The sequence below is a fragment of the Mycobacterium deserti genome, assembly GCF_025345615.1.
In the GTDB taxonomy this organism is placed as follows: Bacteria; Actinomycetota; Actinomycetes; order Mycobacteriales; family Mycobacteriaceae; genus Mycobacterium; species Mycobacterium deserti.
Genome location: NZ_JAODWD010000001.1, coordinates 443,466 through 458,562, shown reverse-complemented (window position 1 = coordinate 458,562; position 15,097 = coordinate 443,466). Strand labels below are relative to the sequence as shown.

Below are 15,097 nucleotides of genomic sequence, written 5' to 3'. Positions count from 1 at the left end.
GAGCGCCATGACTGCAGAGTCCGTGACCTCCTCCAACGGCCTGGGCGCCGAGTACGCCGACACTGCCAGCGAGGCCTACCGGGCCGCGCTGCGGGTGATCGAGACCGTCGAGCCACGCATCGCCGACGCCACCCGCAAAGAGCTTGCCGACCAGAGGGATTCGCTGAAACTGATCGCCAGCGAAAACTATGCTTCGCCGGCGGTGCTGCTGACCATGGGCACCTGGTTCTCCGACAAGTACGCCGAAGGCACCATCGGACACCGCTTCTACGCCGCCTGCCAGAACGTCGACACCGTCGAGGCGCTGGCCGCCGAGCACGCCCGCGAGCTCTTCGACGCTCCCTACGCCTACGCCCAGCCGCACTCCGGCATCGACGCCAACCTGGTTGCGTACTGGGCGATCCTGGCCACCCGCGTCGAGGCGCCGGGCCTGGCGGACCTGGGCGCCAAGCACGTCAACGACCTCTCCGAGGCCGAGTGGGAGTCCCTGCGCAACAAGCTGGGCAACCAGCGGCTGATGGGCATGTCGTTGGACACCGGCGGCCACCTCACCCACGGCTTCCGGCCCAATATCTCCGGCAAGATGTTCCACCAGCGCCAGTACGGAACCAACCCCGACACCGGCTTCATCGACTACGACGCCGTGGCGGCCGCTGTCCGCGAGTTCAAGCCGCTGGTGCTGGTCGCCGGTTATTCGGCCTACCCGCGCCGGGTCAACTTCGCCAAGATGCGCGAGATCGCCGACGAGGTCGGGGCCACCCTGATGGTCGACATGGCGCATTTCGCCGGCCTGGTCGCGGGCAAGGTGTTCACCGGCGACGAAGACCCGGTGCCGCATGCCCACGTCACGACGACGACCACGCACAAGTCTCTGCGTGGTCCCCGCGGCGGGCTCGTGCTGGCCACCGAGGAGTACGCGCCCGCCGTCGACAAGGGCTGCCCGATGGTGCTGGGCGGACCCCTGTCCCATGTCATGGCCGCCAAGGCCGTCGCGTTGGCCGAGGCCCGCCAGCCGGCATTCCGCGAGTACGCCCAGTCCATCGCGGACAACGCCCAGGCGCTGGCCGACGGTTTCGTCAAGCGAGACGCAGGCCTGGTCACCGGCGGCACCGACAACCACCTCGTGCTGCTGGACGTGACATCGTTCGGGCTCACCGGGCGCCAAGCCGAGTCGGCGCTGCTGGACTCCGGAATCGTCACCAACCGCAATGCCATTCCCGCCGACCCCAACGGCGCCTGGTACACCAGCGGCATCCGACTCGGCACCCCCGCGCTGACCACCCGCGGCTTCGGCGCCGAGGACTTCGACCGCGTTGCCGAACTGGTGATCGAAGTGCTGAGCAACACGCAGCCTGAAGGCTCCTCGAAGGCCAAGTACAAGCTGGCCGACGGCACCGCCGAGCGCGTGCACGCCGCGGCCGCCGAATTGCTGTCGGCCAACCCGCTCTATCCCGGACTGACGCTCTAGCCGCACCGCCGGGGTGGGAATTTTACGATTCTCACAGGATTGGTTACTGTAACCGCATGGCACAGAAACCTGTACCTAACGCGCTGATCCTTGAACTCGTGCCGGTCGTGCAGCAGGAACTCCGTCGACACATCGACTCCGAAGACCTCTGGTACGCACACGACTACGTGCCGTTCGACGAGGGCGAGAACTTCGCTTTCCTCGGCGGTCGCGATTGGGATCCGTCGGAGGTCACGCTGCCCAAGGCGGTCACCGACGCGCTGGAGATCCTGCTGATCACCAAGGACAACCTCGCCGGCTACCACCGCGAGTTCGTCTTCAGCTTCATCCTCGAGGAGAGGTGGGGTCGCTGGATCGGCCGCTGGACCGCCGAGGAGCATCTGCACGCCGTCGCATTGCGCAACTACCTCGTGGTGACCCGCGAGATCGATCCGGCGGCCAACGAGGACGTGCGCGTCGAGCACGTCATGAAGGGCTACCGCGCCGACTCCTACAGCCAGGTCGAGCGCCTCGTGTTCATGGCCTTCTTCGAACGCGCTCACGCGGTGTTCTGTCGCAACCTCGAAGCGCAGATCACCGAACCCGCTCTCAAGGGCCTGATCGGACGCATCGCGAAGGACGAGGAGCGGCACGAGGAATTCTTCGCCAACCTCGTCGCGCACCTGCTGACGTCCGATCGCGAGGAGACCGTCGAGGCGATCGCGAAGCGCGCCGGTGAACTGCAGGTCGTCGGCGGGGACATCGATGCCTACGAGGACAAGCTCGCCAACGTCGCCGAGGCGGGCATCTTCGGGCGCGAGCAGTTGCGCGCCGTGATCGCCGACCGGATCTCGGCATGGGGTCTGGCCGACGAACCGGCGCTCAAACAGTTCACACAGGGCTAACTTTTCGCGACGGCGCGCCTGCGCGGCGCTTGCGTCGCGACGAGAGTAGCGTCGCTTTCGATGGCTAGCGACTCGCTCTGCTATCCGGGCGGTACCGATCGTTTCGATCACGAGAGGACCGGCCCCGGTCCTAGTGCCGCATTGTCTCCCAAGAGGTTCGCGTGGGGCCGCGCGGGTTCGAGGAGCGACGTGACAGATTCGACCGTCCGGACCTACGTACTCGACACCTCCGTGCTGCTGTCCGATCCCTGGGCGTGCACACGATTCGCCGAGCACGAAGTGGTGGTCCCGCTGGTGGTCATCAGCGAACTGGAAGCCAAGCGCCATCATCACGAACTTGGCTGGTTCGCGAGGCAGGCACTGCGGATGTTCGACGATCTGCGGCTCGAACACGGCCGGCTTGATCAGCCGGTTCCCGTTGGGACGCAAGGCGGCACGCTACATGTCGAGCTGAACCACAGTGACCCTTCGGTGCTGCCTGCAGGGTTCCGCAACGACAGCAACGACGCGCGGATCCTCACCGTCGCGGCCAACCTCGCCGCGGAGGGAAAACACGTCACGCTGGTCAGCAAGGACATTCCGCTGCGGGTGAAGGCAGGCGCGGTCGGTCTTCACGCCGACGAGTACCACGCCCAGGACGTCGTGACGTCCGGCTGGACGGGTATGGACGAGGTCGAGGTGTCGGCCGACGAGATCGACGCGCTGTTCTCCGACGGGGAGATCGATCTCGAGGCGGCCCGTAATCTACCGTGCCACACCGGTGTTCGGCTGCTCGGCGGCAGCTCGCATGCGCTCGGCCGGGTCAACGCGGAGAAGAGGGTTCAGCTGGTCCGCGGCGATCGTGAGGTCTTCGGGCTGCGGGGGCGCTCGGCCGAACAGCGAGTCGCACTGGACCTGTTGCTCGACGAGTCCGTCGGCATCGTCTCGCTCGGCGGCAAGGCAGGCACCGGGAAATCCGCGCTCGCATTGTGCGCCGGTCTCGAGGCCGTCCTGGAACGCCGCACCCAGCGCAAGGTCGTGGTGTTCCGACCCCTGTACGCGGTCGGCGGACAGGATCTCGGTTATCTGCCGGGCAGCGAGAGCGAGAAGATGGGCCCGTGGGCGCAGGCCGTCTTCGACACGCTCGAAGGTCTGGCCAGCCCCGCCGTGCTCGAAGAGGTGCTCTCCCGCGGCATGCTCGAGGTCCTGCCGCTGACCCACATCCGCGGTCGTTCTCTGCACGACTCATTCGTCATCGTCGACGAGGCACAGTCGCTGGAACGCAACGTGCTGCTGACCGTCCTGTCGCGGCTGGGCTCGGGCTCTCGCGTGGTGCTCACCCACGACGTCGCCCAGCGCGACAATCTGCGTGTCGGTCGTCACGACGGTGTCGCCGCGGTGATCGAAAAGCTCAAGGGCCACCCGCTGTTCGCACACATCACGCTGCTGCGCAGCGAGCGCTCACCGATCGCGGCGTTGGTGACCGAGATGCTGGAAGAGTTCAGTCCCGGCGCGCTGCCCTGAGGGTGGCGGGGCTAGCGGTGACGGCCTCGCACAAGGAACCAGCCTGCAGCCGCCGCGCCGCCCAGGGCCACCATCCGGTCCGCGCGCTCTGCCTTCGGCAGGTCCAGCAGCGAGACCAGGCCCAGCATCGCGAAGCCGGTGCGCAGCGCGGGCTGGCTGGTGGCGGTCGTGACCAGAGACGGGCTCTGGGCGGTCAGGGTCGCGGGGGCTTGGTCGGCGCGCACGGTTCTCCTCGTTTTGAAGAAATCGATCTGGCGGATTTACGTTAAGTCCGATTGCGGCGTCAAGAAATAGGGTGTTTCCCTATACCTGAGATTTGGTCAGCCCCGACCGATGTGGCGGCCCAGCTCAGCCCTCGACTTGATGCCGAGCTTGCGGTAGATGCGCGCGAGATTGGCCTCGACGGTCTTCGGACTGATGAACAGGGCGTTGGCGACGTCGCGATTCTTCATGCCCGACGCGGCGAGCTCGGCGACCCGCTGTTCAGACGGCGTGAGCTGCCCGCTCTGCCGCGGGCCGACGTTGGCGCGGACCAATTCGGCGCGGGCCCGCTCGGCCCAGAGCGGGGTGTGCAGCCGCTCGAAGGCATCGACGGCCTCCTGCAGTACCGCCGATGCGGAATCCTTCTTGCGCTGGCGACGCTCGAGCTGGCCCAGCAGCAACAGCGTTCGCGCCCGCTCGAAGGGCATGGTGATCCGGTCGTAGTCGGCCAGCGCTCCGAGGGCGGACCCATGGGCGGCCTCGAGATCGCCGCGTGCGGCGTGCAGCATGCTTCGACAGCGCGCACCGGCGGCCCGCATCCAGGCGCGGTCCAGCCGGCGGCCGTTGCGCTCGAGCGCCCCGATCAGCGGCTCGGCCTCGGTGAGGCGGCCGAGGTGGACGAGCGCCTGCACAGCGTCGGGCAGATACGCCCCGTTGGGCAGTTCGGTCGGGGTGGACTCGGGGTCGAAGGCGGACAGCATCGGCGTCGCCGCAGCCGCTGCCGCGTCGTAGTTGCCCAGCGACAGTTCGAGAAATGTCAGCGCAGAGTAGATGCGCTCCGCAAAGCGCAAACTGCCTATGCGCCTGCTGAGTTCGAGCGCTTCGTCGACGGCTTGGCGCGCGGTGTCCTCGTTGCCGGAGTAAGCGGCCAGCAGGGCGCGCAGGCTGTGCGCGAAGTACAGCGGAGTATGACCGCCGAGTTGTCGGGCCTGCTCCATCGCATCCTCGGCGACGAGGTTCGCCTTGACGAAGTCACCACGCCAGACCGAACTCATGACGACGTGCTGGGCGAGGAACACGTCTTCGCCCTCTTCGCCTCTTTCTATGCAGCGCAACCGGATTGCATCCAGCGCCTCGTCGGCCCGGTCCAACTGACCCGTCCACTCCATCAGCAGGGCGTGCTGCACGGTCGGGCGGAATACCAGTGGTGTGTAGGCCTGCGGGTCCTCCAGGGCCAGCGCCCTGCGGATGCTGACGTCGTCGATGCCGTTGCCGCTCAGGAACTGCAGGGTGGCCCGCATCCCCAACGCCACGCTGAGCAGATGCGGCTGACCGAGCCGTTCTGCGTCGGCCACCGACGCCTCGGCGGTGCGAATGCTCTCGTCGATTCGGTTGGCGTTGAGTAGGGCGTACGCCAACGACGTCGATATCTGCACGCGCAGTGGGCTGGTCTCCTCCGCCTCACGCAGCGCCTGGCCGAGCATGCGGCCGACGTCGTGAAATCCGTCGCTGTAGAGGCGCACGACGGCCAAGCGGCTCAACGCTTCTGCGCGAAGGCTGCCCGGCGGCAGTTGACCGATGGTGTCTTCGAGTACCGTTGCCGCCCGCTCCTGGTCGCCTGCGTCGAAGTGGTGCAGTGCCGAGCGAAGCCGCCGTTCGGGTGTATCGCCACCCAGGTTGATCGCCAGATCGACCAGTTCCGCCGCCGCGGCGGGTGCACCCCGCGCCTGCGCGGAGTCCGCCGCGGTGTCGAGCGCCCGCAGGGTGGTGTGATCGCCGCTCGTCGCCGCAAGGGCAAGGTGCCTGGCGCGCAGCTCCGGTTCGTCGACGATCTCGGCAAGCCTGCGGTGCATGAGCCGGCGGCGGCTCGGAGGTGCCTGGGTGTACACGCCCCTGGCCAGTAGCGGGTGCGCGAAGTGGATGCGGTGGCCGTCAATCGTGATGACGCCCTTGGTCTCCGCCACTTCGAGCTGATCCATCAACCGGTCGGGGTCGCTGAGCGTGGCGCGCGCGACTGCCTCCACCGTAGGAGCGGGAAGGCATGAGGCCGCCAGCAGCGCGTCGTGAACCTCGGGATCGAGGCCGGCGATGCGCGCCTTGACCACGTCGGTCAGGGTGCGCGGAAGCATCGTGTCGGCGCCGGGTGCGCGCGAGTCGATGGCCCGGGCCAACTCGATCGCGTAGAACGGATTGCCACCGGACAGCTGATGGATCCGACCGATGGTGGGCCGGGAGAACGGTCGGCGCAGCCTGCTGGTGACGGCGGCGTGGAGTTCCTGAAGAGTCAACGGACTGAGTCGAATTCGGCTGACCGCCTCGGGGCGTGGCATCTGCAGCCACGTGGCGGTGGCTCCGCCGTCGGCCTCGGTGCGGACGCTGGCCAGAATCCCCGCGGGCCCGGCCAGCCGGCGCGCCACGAACGCCATGACGTGCATGCTCGACGGATCGAGCCACTGCAGATCGTCGATGGCCAGCAGCACCGGTCCCTCGTCGGTCAACCGTTCCACGACCGACAGGAACGCGGCCGCCACGGCGCGTTGGTCGGTGACTGCACTGTTGTCCGCGCGCAACAACACCTGGTCCACCGCGGCGAGCTGCGGCGCGGGCAGGTCGGCCCACGCGCCCGCGTCGACCTCCTCGAGCAGATCGGCCAGCGCCGCATATGCCATCACCGACTCCGCCGCAGCCGCGCGCGCGGTGAGAACGCGAAAGCCGCTGGTCTGCGCTTGCTCGATGGCAGCTAACCAGAGCGTGGTCTTGCCGATGCCCGGCTCGCCTTCGATCAGCAACGCAGACGGACCGGTGGCAGCGGAGGTCAAGAAGCCGGCTACCGTGCGGTTCTCCGCCGGACGCCGTCGCGATCCAGCCGCCGCCATACCAGAAAGAATCTCAGCTAAGCGCCTTGGCCGCGATACATTTGACTTAATTCACGTTGCCGTCAATCAATGGCAACGTGATCACTCGCTCATCAGCCGCCCGAGTTCCGCGCGGGAGTGAATGTGCAGCTTGCGGTACACCCGGGCCAGCGCGGCCTCGACCGTCTTGCTGCTGATGAGGAGCGCGGCCGCGATATCGCGATTCGTCATGCCCGAGGCCGCCAGTTCCGCGGCCCGCTGCTCGGTCGCTGTCAGTTCGCCGGAGGCCGGCGCGACGGGTTCTGCGCGCAGGAGGGCTCGGGCGCGGGCGGCCCATAGCGGCGTGCCGAGTTCCTCGAAGGTCCTCAGCGCGCTGCGCAGCAACTTCGATGCCTTCGGCTTCCGTCGGCGACGGTGGAGATCGCCGAGCAGCAGTTCAGTGCGTGCCCGTTCGAACGGCATCGGCAGCCGGTCGTGGTGGGCCATCGCCTGCTCCGCGGCGGTGAGGGCCCCGATGTGGTCGTCCCGCGCGGCCAGTACCAGCGCCCGGCACCGGGCGCCCACCGCCAGCATCCATGGTCTGTCGAGGCGACGGCCGTTGCGTTCGAGGGCGTCGGCCAGTGGTTCGGCTTCGTCGGCCCGGCCGAGCACGACGAGTGCCTCCACCGCGTCGGGGATAAAGGAGGCCGCGAAGATCTCGGTCGAACCAAACTCCGGCCGTGACAACAACGGCTCGAGCGAGGTGACCACGGCCTCGTGGTTGCCCAGCGACGTCTCCAAGAAGCCCAGCGCGGTCAGCGTCCAATCCTCATGCCAGGCCGACCCCACGCGCTTACTGGCGTCGATGCCGTCAGCCACCGCGGGCCGTGCGTCGTCTTGCCGGCCGCGGAAGACGGCCAGCCATGCCCGGCAGACCTGGCCGAGCATGGCGGGGAATTCGCCGCCGAGTTGGCGCGACAGTTCGGTGACTTCCGCGGCCAGCTGCTCCGCTTCGGCGAAGTCGGCCCGCCAGATGCGGTTCATGACGCCCTGGAAGTCGATGAAGATCAATTCGCCTTCCTCGCCCTTGTCGATGCAGCGACGTCGGATCGTGCGCATCCGGTCGTACGCGTGGTCGAGATCGCCGGTCCACATGAGCATCAGCGCGTGCACGACGCTCGCGCGAAGCACGATGGGGGTGAACGTCGCATGATCTTCGAGATCCAACGCGCGCTGGAGGTCGGGCTCGTCCAGGCCGTCGCCGCGCAGAAAGCGCAACATCGCGCGGACCCCGAGAGCCCGGCTCAGCAGGCCGCGATCGCCGAGCTGCTCGGCGGCCGCCACGGCTGCTTCGGCTTGCCGCCACGCGGTTTCGGGCTCGCCGATGTTGAACAGGGCGTGTGCTGAGGACGTCAGCATGCGGGTGCGCAGCGCGGGGTCGGGGTCGTCCTCGGCCAGCGCGCGCTGCAGCAGCTGCGACGCCTCGAGGTATCCGTCTTCGATGAAGCGCACGATCGCCAGCGTGTGCAGCGCCTCGGCGCGCAACGGCCCTGGTGACATGTCGGCGATCGTCGACTCCAGCAGCGTCCGCGCCCGGCCAGGATCACCGCCGTCGAAATGCAATGAAGCAAGGCGGATTCGACGCTCAGCGGTGTCGCCACCGAGTTCGATGGCAAGGGCGACCAGTTCGACAGCGGCCACGGGTGCACCGCGGTTGTGCGCCGAGTCGGCAGCGTCGTCGAGCGCGCGCAGCGTTTCAGGATCGCCTGCGCTCGTCGACAGCGCCAGATGGCGCGCGCGCGGTTCGGGCTCCGTGACGATGTCGGCGAGGCGCGCGTGCACGGCCCGGCGTTGTGCCGGCGTCGCGTCGGCGTACACCCCGGCGGCCAACAGCGGGTGGGTGAAACGGATCCGGTTACCCTCGATCGCGACAATGCCTTTTGACTCTGCGATTTCGAGCAGTTCGACCGCACGCTCGTGTGTGGTGGCCGCCGCTACCTGATCGACCGTCGGGACTGCGAGCGCGGCGGCGGCGAGCAGCACGACACGGACCTCGGGCTCGAGATAGCCGAGCCGGACGTGTACCAGCTCAGTCAGGGTTCCGGGCAGCTCCCTGTCCGTTCTCTCCACGAGGGCGCGGGCAAGTTCGATGGCGTAGAACGGGTTTCCACCCGACATCTCATGGACGCGTGCGAGGGTCGCGCGCGGCAGCGGCCTGCCGAGATTCTCCGCCACGACTGCCTGTAACGCACGAGATGGCAATGAGCGCAGAGTGATCCGTTGAACCCACTCGGGTCGGGGAAGGTTCAGCCACGACGAGGCGTCACTGCTGCCCAGATGCGTGCGAACCGTCGCGACGAGTCCCACCGGTCCGTGGAACCGGCGCGCGACATACCCGATGGCGTGCCTGCTCGACGGGTCCAGCCATTGCAGGTCGTCGACGGCCAGCAGGACAGGTCCGTCATCGAGCAGTCGCTCGACGATCGACAGGAAAGCCGCCGCGACGGCGCGCTGATCGGTGGCAGACGCCGCTGTCCCCGAGAGGACCTGGTCGACCGCAACCTGCTGCGGCGCAGGCAGGTCCGCCCACACCAGGGGGTCGATTCCCGCTAGAAGCTCAGCGAGGGCGGTGTACGCCGACACGGACTCCGCGGCGGATGCCCGGCACGCCAGCACACGGAAATCTCGTCCGCGGGCACGCTGCTGGGCGGTCAGCCACAGCGTCGTCTTGCCGATGCCCGGCTCGCCTTCGATCACCAAGGCTGACGGCGCCCGCCCCGCGGTGCGCAGGAACTCGTCTACGACGGCTTCTTCGCCAGGGCGGGTCGACGTACCAGCCATGGCTTCGAAGAAGTCGGTGTGCTTAGCGGTCCCCGTCCTTGACCTTGGCCATGGCCAGCACGTCGAGGCGCTTGTCCAGCTCCTCTTCCGAGAGCTTGTCGCCGATCAGTCCGCGGTCGATCACGGTCTGCCGGATCGTCTTCTTCTCTTTGAGCGCCTGTTTGGCGACCGCGGCGGCCTCCTCATAACCGATGGCCGAGTTCAGCGGGGTGACGATCGACGGCGACGACTCGGCCAGCTCCCGCAGGCGGTCGTCGTTGGCCACCAGGCCCTCGATGCACCGCTGCGCGAACAGCTTCGAGGAGTTGCTCAGGATCTTGAATGACTCGAGCAGGTTGCGTGCCATCATCGGGATGTACACGTTGAGCTCGAACGCGCCTGCGGCGCCGCCCCACGCGACGGCCGCGTCGTTCCCGATCACCTGCGCGGCCACCTGGGTGATGGCCTCGGGGATGACGGGATTGACCTTGCCCGGCATGATCGAACTACCCGGCTGCAGGTCCGGAAGCTGGATCTCGCCGAGACCGGTCAGCGGGCCCGATCCCATCCACCGGATGTCGTTGGCGATCTTGGTCAGCGAAACCGCGATGGTGCGCAGCGCGCCTGAGGCCTCGACCAGCCCGTCGCGAGCCGCCTGTGCCTCGAAATGGTTTGCCGCAACACGCAGTTCAGCCAGGCCGGATTGCTCGGTCAGGACGGCGACCACTCGCTCGTCGAAGTCGTCGGGCGCGTTGAGGCCGGTGCCGACCGCGGTGCCGCCGATCGCGAGCTCACCGAGGCGGGGAAGGGTCGCGCGCACCCTTTCGATGCCGGCCTCGATCTGGCGGGCGTAGCCGCTGAACTCCTGACCCAGCGTCACCGGCACCGCGTCCATCAGGTGGGTGCGGCCGGACTTGACCGTCGTGCGCCACTGCCGGGCCTTCGAATCCAGAGCCTCGTGCAGCACTTCGAGGGCCGGGATCAGGTGGCGCACCGCGGCTTCGGTCGCGGCGATATGGGTGGCGGTCGGGAAGGTGTCGTTGGACGACTGCGACATGTTCACGTCGTCGTTGGGGTGAACCGTGACGCCGTTCTGCGCGGCGATGCTGGCGATCACCTCGTTGGTGTTCATGTTCGAGCTTGTGCCCGAACCGGTTTGGAACACGTCGATGGGGAATTGGTCGTCGTGCCTGCCGTCGGCGATTTCACCGGCGGCGGCGATGATCGCGTCGGCCTTCTGGGCATCGAGCAATCCGAGGTCCTTGTTGACTTGGGCGCAGGCGCCCTTGAGTAGGCCGAGGGCGCGGATCTGCGTGCGCTCCAGTCCACGGCCGGAGATCGGGAAGTTCTCCACGGCTCGCTGAGTCTGCGCACGCCACAACGCGGCGATGGGCACCCGCACTTCGCCCATGGTGTCGTGCTCGATGCGATATTCGGCCTGGGGATCGACGGCGCTGTCGGCGGTCAATGTGGGTCCTTTTCGTCGAGGGTTCGTCGGGGTTACGGCAATGGATAGACGGCGTTCTTGTCGCCGGTGAAGTCGATGGCGGAGTACTCGTTGAGCTTGGAGAGCCGGTGGTAGGCCTCGATCATCCGCACGGTGCCCGACTTCGACCGCATCACGATCGACTGGGTGGTGCAGCCGCCGCTGTAGAAATGCACACCCTTGAGCAGGTCGCCGTCGGTGACGCCGGTCGCACAGAAGAAGACGTTCTCCCCGGACACCAGGTCCTCGGTGCTCAGGATGCGGTCCAGGTCATAGCCTCGGTCGAGGGCCTTCTGCCGCTCGTCGTCGTCCTTGGGCGCCAGCTGACCTTGGATCGCGCCGCCCATACAGCGGATCGCGGCCGCGGCGATGATGCCCTCCGGGGTACCGCCGATACCGGCCAGCATGTCTGTGCTGGTGTTGGGCCGGCACGCCGAGATCGCGCCGGCGACGTCGCCGTCGGAGATCAGCCGACACCGGGCGCCCGCGTCGCGCACGTCGGCGATCAGCTGCTGGTGGCGCGGGCGGTCAAGGATGCACACGGTGAGGTCGGAGACCGAAACGTTCTTGGCCTTGGCAACGTTGCGGATGTTCTCGCCGATCGGCGCGGTGATGTCGATCGCGTCAACCGCTTCCGGCCCGACGGCGATTTTGTTCATGTAGAACACCGCCGACGGGTCGAACATCGTCCCACGCTCAGACACCGCAAGCACCGAGATCGCGTTCGAGATGCCCTTGCTCATCAGCGTGGTGCCGTCAATCGGATCGACGGCGAAGTCGCACTCCGGTCCGTCGCCGTTGCCGACCTCCTCGCCGTTGTAGAGCATCGGTGCGTTGTCCTTCTCACCCTCGCCGATCACCACGACACCGCGCATCGACACGGAGTTGACCAGTTCACGCATGGCGTCCACAGCGGCGCCGTCGCCGCCCTCCTTGTCACCGCGGCCCACCCAGCGGCCCGCCGCCATCGCTCCTGCTTCGGTGACGCGAACCAATTCGAGTGCCAGGTTGCGGTCCGGGGCTTCTCCGCGCGAGGGGGTCATGCGCCAGATTCTCCCATTACCCGGTCAACCTTCGGGAGCTGGGATACTGGGGGCATGACGACGCAGCCGCAACCTCAGCCGGCACCGCGCCGGCCGAATGTCGCCGGCCCTCCGGCTCCGGCGGCCAAGAACCGGCTGCTGCAGGACGGCCGTGACATGTTCTGGTCGATGGGCCCGTTGGTGCTGGCCTGCGTGGTGCTGGCCGGGCTCCTCGGGATGTGTTCCTTCACCGCCAGCGGGCCTGGAAAAGGGCCTGCGCCGGATTACGACGCCCCTGCCGCACTGCAGGCCGACGCGGAGGCACTCAAGATTCCGATCCGCGTACCCGCACTGCCCGACGGGTGGCAGTCCAATTCCGGCAGTCGCAAGGGCATCGACGGCGGCCGCACCGACCCGGTGTCGCGTCAACCGGTCCGGGCCGTGAGCTCAACAGTCGGCTACCTCGCGCCGAGCGGAATGTATGTGAGCCTGACGCAGAGCAATGCCGACGAGGACAAGCTGGTCCAGTCCGTGAGCTCCGACGTGATTCCGACCGGGGTCCAGGACGTGGGCGGAATAAGCTGGGTCGTCTACGAGGGCGACGAGGAGCAGGAGCCGGTGTGGACGGCGCGGCTCAGAGGCCCGACTGGACCTGCACAGATCGCGATAACCGGCGCCGCGGGTACCGACGAGTACCGTACGCTTGCGGCGGCGACGCAGACCGCCTCGCCGCTGCCCGCCTCGTAGGAGGTCGCCATGACGGCGCCAGAGCCCAATGCCGCGGGCCGCGCGGCGCCGCAAGCAGATCTGAGCGGATGGAGTGCCGCGCCGTTCAGCGCAGCCGGGTTCACCCACGACGTCTATCGCAAAGGTCAGGGACCCGGTGTCGTGCTGATCCCGGAGATGCCCGGCATGCACCCCGGCGTCATCGCGCTCGGAGACCATCTGGTGGACAACGGGTTCACCGTCGCCATGCCGTCGCTGTTCGGCACGCCCGGCGCACCGGCGATGCGGCCCGGCGCGGTTCCGGTCATGTTGCGTGGTTGTGTGGCAAAGGAATTCGCGGGTCTGGCCACCAACGCCGATCGGCCGGTGGCGCACTACCTCCGTGCGCTTGCGCGTGACCTCAACGAGAAGACGCCGGGCAAGGGAGTGGGCGTCATCGGGCAGTGCTTCACCGGTGGCTTCGCGCTCGCCGCCGCTGTCGACGACAGCGTGCTGGCTCCGGTGCTCAGCCAGCCGTCACTGCCGCTGGCGGTGACGCCGAAGCAGCGGCGCGATCCGGGGCTGTCCGAGGCCGAGCTGAAGATTGTTGAGCGCCGCGCGGCCAACGACGGACTGTGTGCGCTCGGGTTGCGGTTCAGCGAGGACCCGCTGGTGCCCGCCCAGCGCTTCAAGACACTCAAGGATCGCCTCGGTGACGCGTTCGAGGTCATCGAGATCGACTCGAAGAAGGGCAACGAGCACGGATTCACCAAGATGGCGCACTCGGTGCTGACGCTGGAGTTGCGGCAGCAGGAGGGCCATCCCACCCACGATGCGCTCAAGCGCGTCGTCGAGTTCCTCACTCAGCGTCTGACGTAACCGGTCTCAGTTGTTGGTCGGTGGTGTCTGCGGTTCGAAGGGTTGGTACCACCACCAGTCGGCGCGTTCGCCGGTCGGGCCGGGGTACGGCGCGACCGCGGGTGGGGGTCGGTTCGGTGGACGGGCCAGTGATCCTGAATCCAGTTGTCGGCCATCACTGTCGGTGACGGTCAGGTTGTCGGCGGGTCCGCGGATGGTGATGACACCGCGGTGGTGCAGCCGATGGTGATACGGACACACCAGCACCAGGTTGTCCAACTCGGTCGCCCCGCCGTCTTCCCAGTGCCGGATGTGATGAGCGTGCAGACCGCGGGTGGCGCCACACCCGGGCACCGCACACGTCCGGTGGCGGTATTCCAGGGCGCGGCGTAGCCGGCGGCTGATCGTCCTGGTTGACCGGCCCGCCCCAAGGGGTTGGCCGTCGCGTTCGAACCACACCTCACACGTGGCATCACAGGTCAAGTATTGGCGGTCGGCGTTGGACAGCAGCGGCCCCAAATGCAGTGCGCCGATCCGCTTCTCGACATCGACGTGGACGACCACGGTGGTGTGCTGCCCGTGCGGACGGCGCGCCACCTCGGCGTCCCACCCGGCCTCCACCAGGCTCATGAACGCATCACCGGTGTTCGGCATCGGCGCCCGCACCTCCGCATCGTTGTCCTGGCTGCTGTCCTCGCCGTGATCGCCCTCGACCGATTCGTGGTCGCGTTTCCAGTCGGCGATCAGCGCATCCCGATGCGAGTTGAGCGCGGCGTCGACCTTCGCCGAATCTCCCGGTCCCAACCGGATCCGCCAACAGGTGCCGTGCTCATCGTTGGTCTTGGTCACCGACCGGGTCGGCTCCGGCCGCGGCTTCGGCTTCGGGTCAGGCCGCGGTTCGAGGCTGAGTGCCTTGTTCAGTTGGCTAACAGTGGCCACCGCGGCGAGCTTGGCGTAGTGCTCATCAGAGTCCGGCCCAGCCTGGTGCGCAATGGCTCCGACCTGGTCCAGCGACAGCCGCCCCTGCCGCATCCCTTCGGCGCAGCGCGGGAACTCTGGTAACCGATGCGCCACCGCGGCCATCGATTTGGCATTGGTCAGCGACCACCCGGTTCGCCAGGCCACCAGCGCCGCCACCGACCGCGCGCCGGTCGCGCCCCACATGTTGCCGTGGTCGATCGCGGCCACGATGTCGGCGATGCGCCCATCGATCGCATTGCGCTGACCGGTCAGCTCCGCCAATTCGCCGAACAACACCTCAAGCCGGTCGTCGTTGGTCGCCAACGCATCCGACTCCGTAGCGCTCGAGGACATAA

Annotated in this window: 11 protein-coding genes; 5 read left to right on the top strand and 6 right to left on the bottom strand. The window is 67.7% G+C overall.

Features of this window, described 5'->3' with window-relative positions; translation table 11 throughout:
* Window positions 1-7 precede the first annotated feature (7 nt).
* The 3 genes from N4S67_RS02290 to N4S67_RS02280 all read left to right on the top strand — a co-directional run bounded on the left by N4S67_RS02290 (window position 8) and on the right by N4S67_RS02280 (window position 3,855).
* Window positions 8-1,468 carry a glycine hydroxymethyltransferase gene (locus tag N4S67_RS02290; RefSeq protein ID WP_260991314.1) on the top strand — a complete coding sequence of 487 codons (1,461 nt, stop codon included), beginning with the start codon at window positions 8-10 and terminating at the stop codon, window positions 1,466-1,468.
* A 56-nt stretch (window positions 1,469-1,524) separates the two neighbouring features.
* Complete coding sequence (locus N4S67_RS02285; protein WP_260991313.1) at window positions 1,525-2,352, top strand: acyl-ACP desaturase; 828 nt, start codon at window positions 1,525-1,527, stop codon at window positions 2,350-2,352.
* A 189-nt stretch (window positions 2,353-2,541) separates the two neighbouring features.
* Window positions 2,542-3,855, top strand: a complete 1,314-nt coding sequence (locus tag N4S67_RS02280; RefSeq protein ID WP_260991312.1) for a PhoH family protein — start codon at window positions 2,542-2,544, stop codon at window positions 3,853-3,855.
* A gap of 11 nt (window positions 3,856-3,866) precedes the next feature.
* Here N4S67_RS02280 and N4S67_RS02275 read toward each other — a convergent pair whose 3' ends face one another.
* The 5 genes from N4S67_RS02275 to glpX all read right to left on the bottom strand — a co-directional run bounded on the left by N4S67_RS02275 (window position 3,867) and on the right by glpX (window position 12,239).
* Window positions 3,867-4,079, bottom strand: coding sequence for a hypothetical protein (locus N4S67_RS02275; RefSeq protein WP_260991311.1), 213 nt, complete (start codon window positions 4,077-4,079; stop codon window positions 3,867-3,869).
* 96 nt (window positions 4,080-4,175) lie between these two features.
* Complete coding sequence (locus N4S67_RS02270) at window positions 4,176-6,932, bottom strand: helix-turn-helix transcriptional regulator (protein ID WP_260991310.1); 2,757 nt, start codon at window positions 6,930-6,932, stop codon at window positions 4,176-4,178.
* Window positions 6,933-7,013: 81 nt separating this feature from the next.
* The gene (locus tag N4S67_RS02265; protein WP_260991309.1) at window positions 7,014-9,731 is read right to left on the bottom strand and encodes an AAA family ATPase; all 2,718 of its coding nucleotides are present in this window, start codon (window positions 9,729-9,731) and stop codon (window positions 7,014-7,016) included.
* 22 nt (window positions 9,732-9,753) lie between these two features.
* Window positions 9,754-11,178: a class II fumarate hydratase gene (locus N4S67_RS02260; RefSeq protein WP_260991308.1), complete on the bottom strand. Its 1,425-nt coding sequence runs from the start codon at window positions 11,176-11,178 to the stop codon at window positions 9,754-9,756.
* A 32-nt stretch (window positions 11,179-11,210) separates the two neighbouring features.
* Window positions 11,211-12,239, bottom strand: a complete 1,029-nt coding sequence (gene glpX, locus N4S67_RS02255; RefSeq protein ID WP_260991307.1) for a class II fructose-bisphosphatase — start codon at window positions 12,237-12,239, stop codon at window positions 11,211-11,213.
* Between the two features lie 54 nt (window positions 12,240-12,293).
* Between glpX and N4S67_RS02250 the strand changes: the two genes are divergently transcribed.
* Both N4S67_RS02250 and N4S67_RS02245 read left to right on the top strand, forming a co-directional pair.
* The gene (locus tag N4S67_RS02250) at window positions 12,294-12,965 is read left to right on the top strand and encodes a DUF4245 domain-containing protein (protein ID WP_260991306.1); all 672 of its coding nucleotides are present in this window, start codon (window positions 12,294-12,296) and stop codon (window positions 12,963-12,965) included.
* A 9-nt stretch (window positions 12,966-12,974) separates the two neighbouring features.
* Complete coding sequence (locus N4S67_RS02245) at window positions 12,975-13,802, top strand: dienelactone hydrolase family protein (protein ID WP_260991305.1); 828 nt, start codon at window positions 12,975-12,977, stop codon at window positions 13,800-13,802.
* Between the two features lie 6 nt (window positions 13,803-13,808).
* Here the strand turns inward: N4S67_RS02245 and N4S67_RS02240 are convergent, their stop codons facing one another.
* Window positions 13,809-15,095 carry an HNH endonuclease signature motif containing protein gene (locus tag N4S67_RS02240; RefSeq protein WP_260991304.1) on the bottom strand — a complete coding sequence of 429 codons (1,287 nt, stop codon included), beginning with the start codon at window positions 15,093-15,095 and terminating at the stop codon, window positions 13,809-13,811.
* Window positions 15,096-15,097 lie beyond the last annotated feature (2 nt).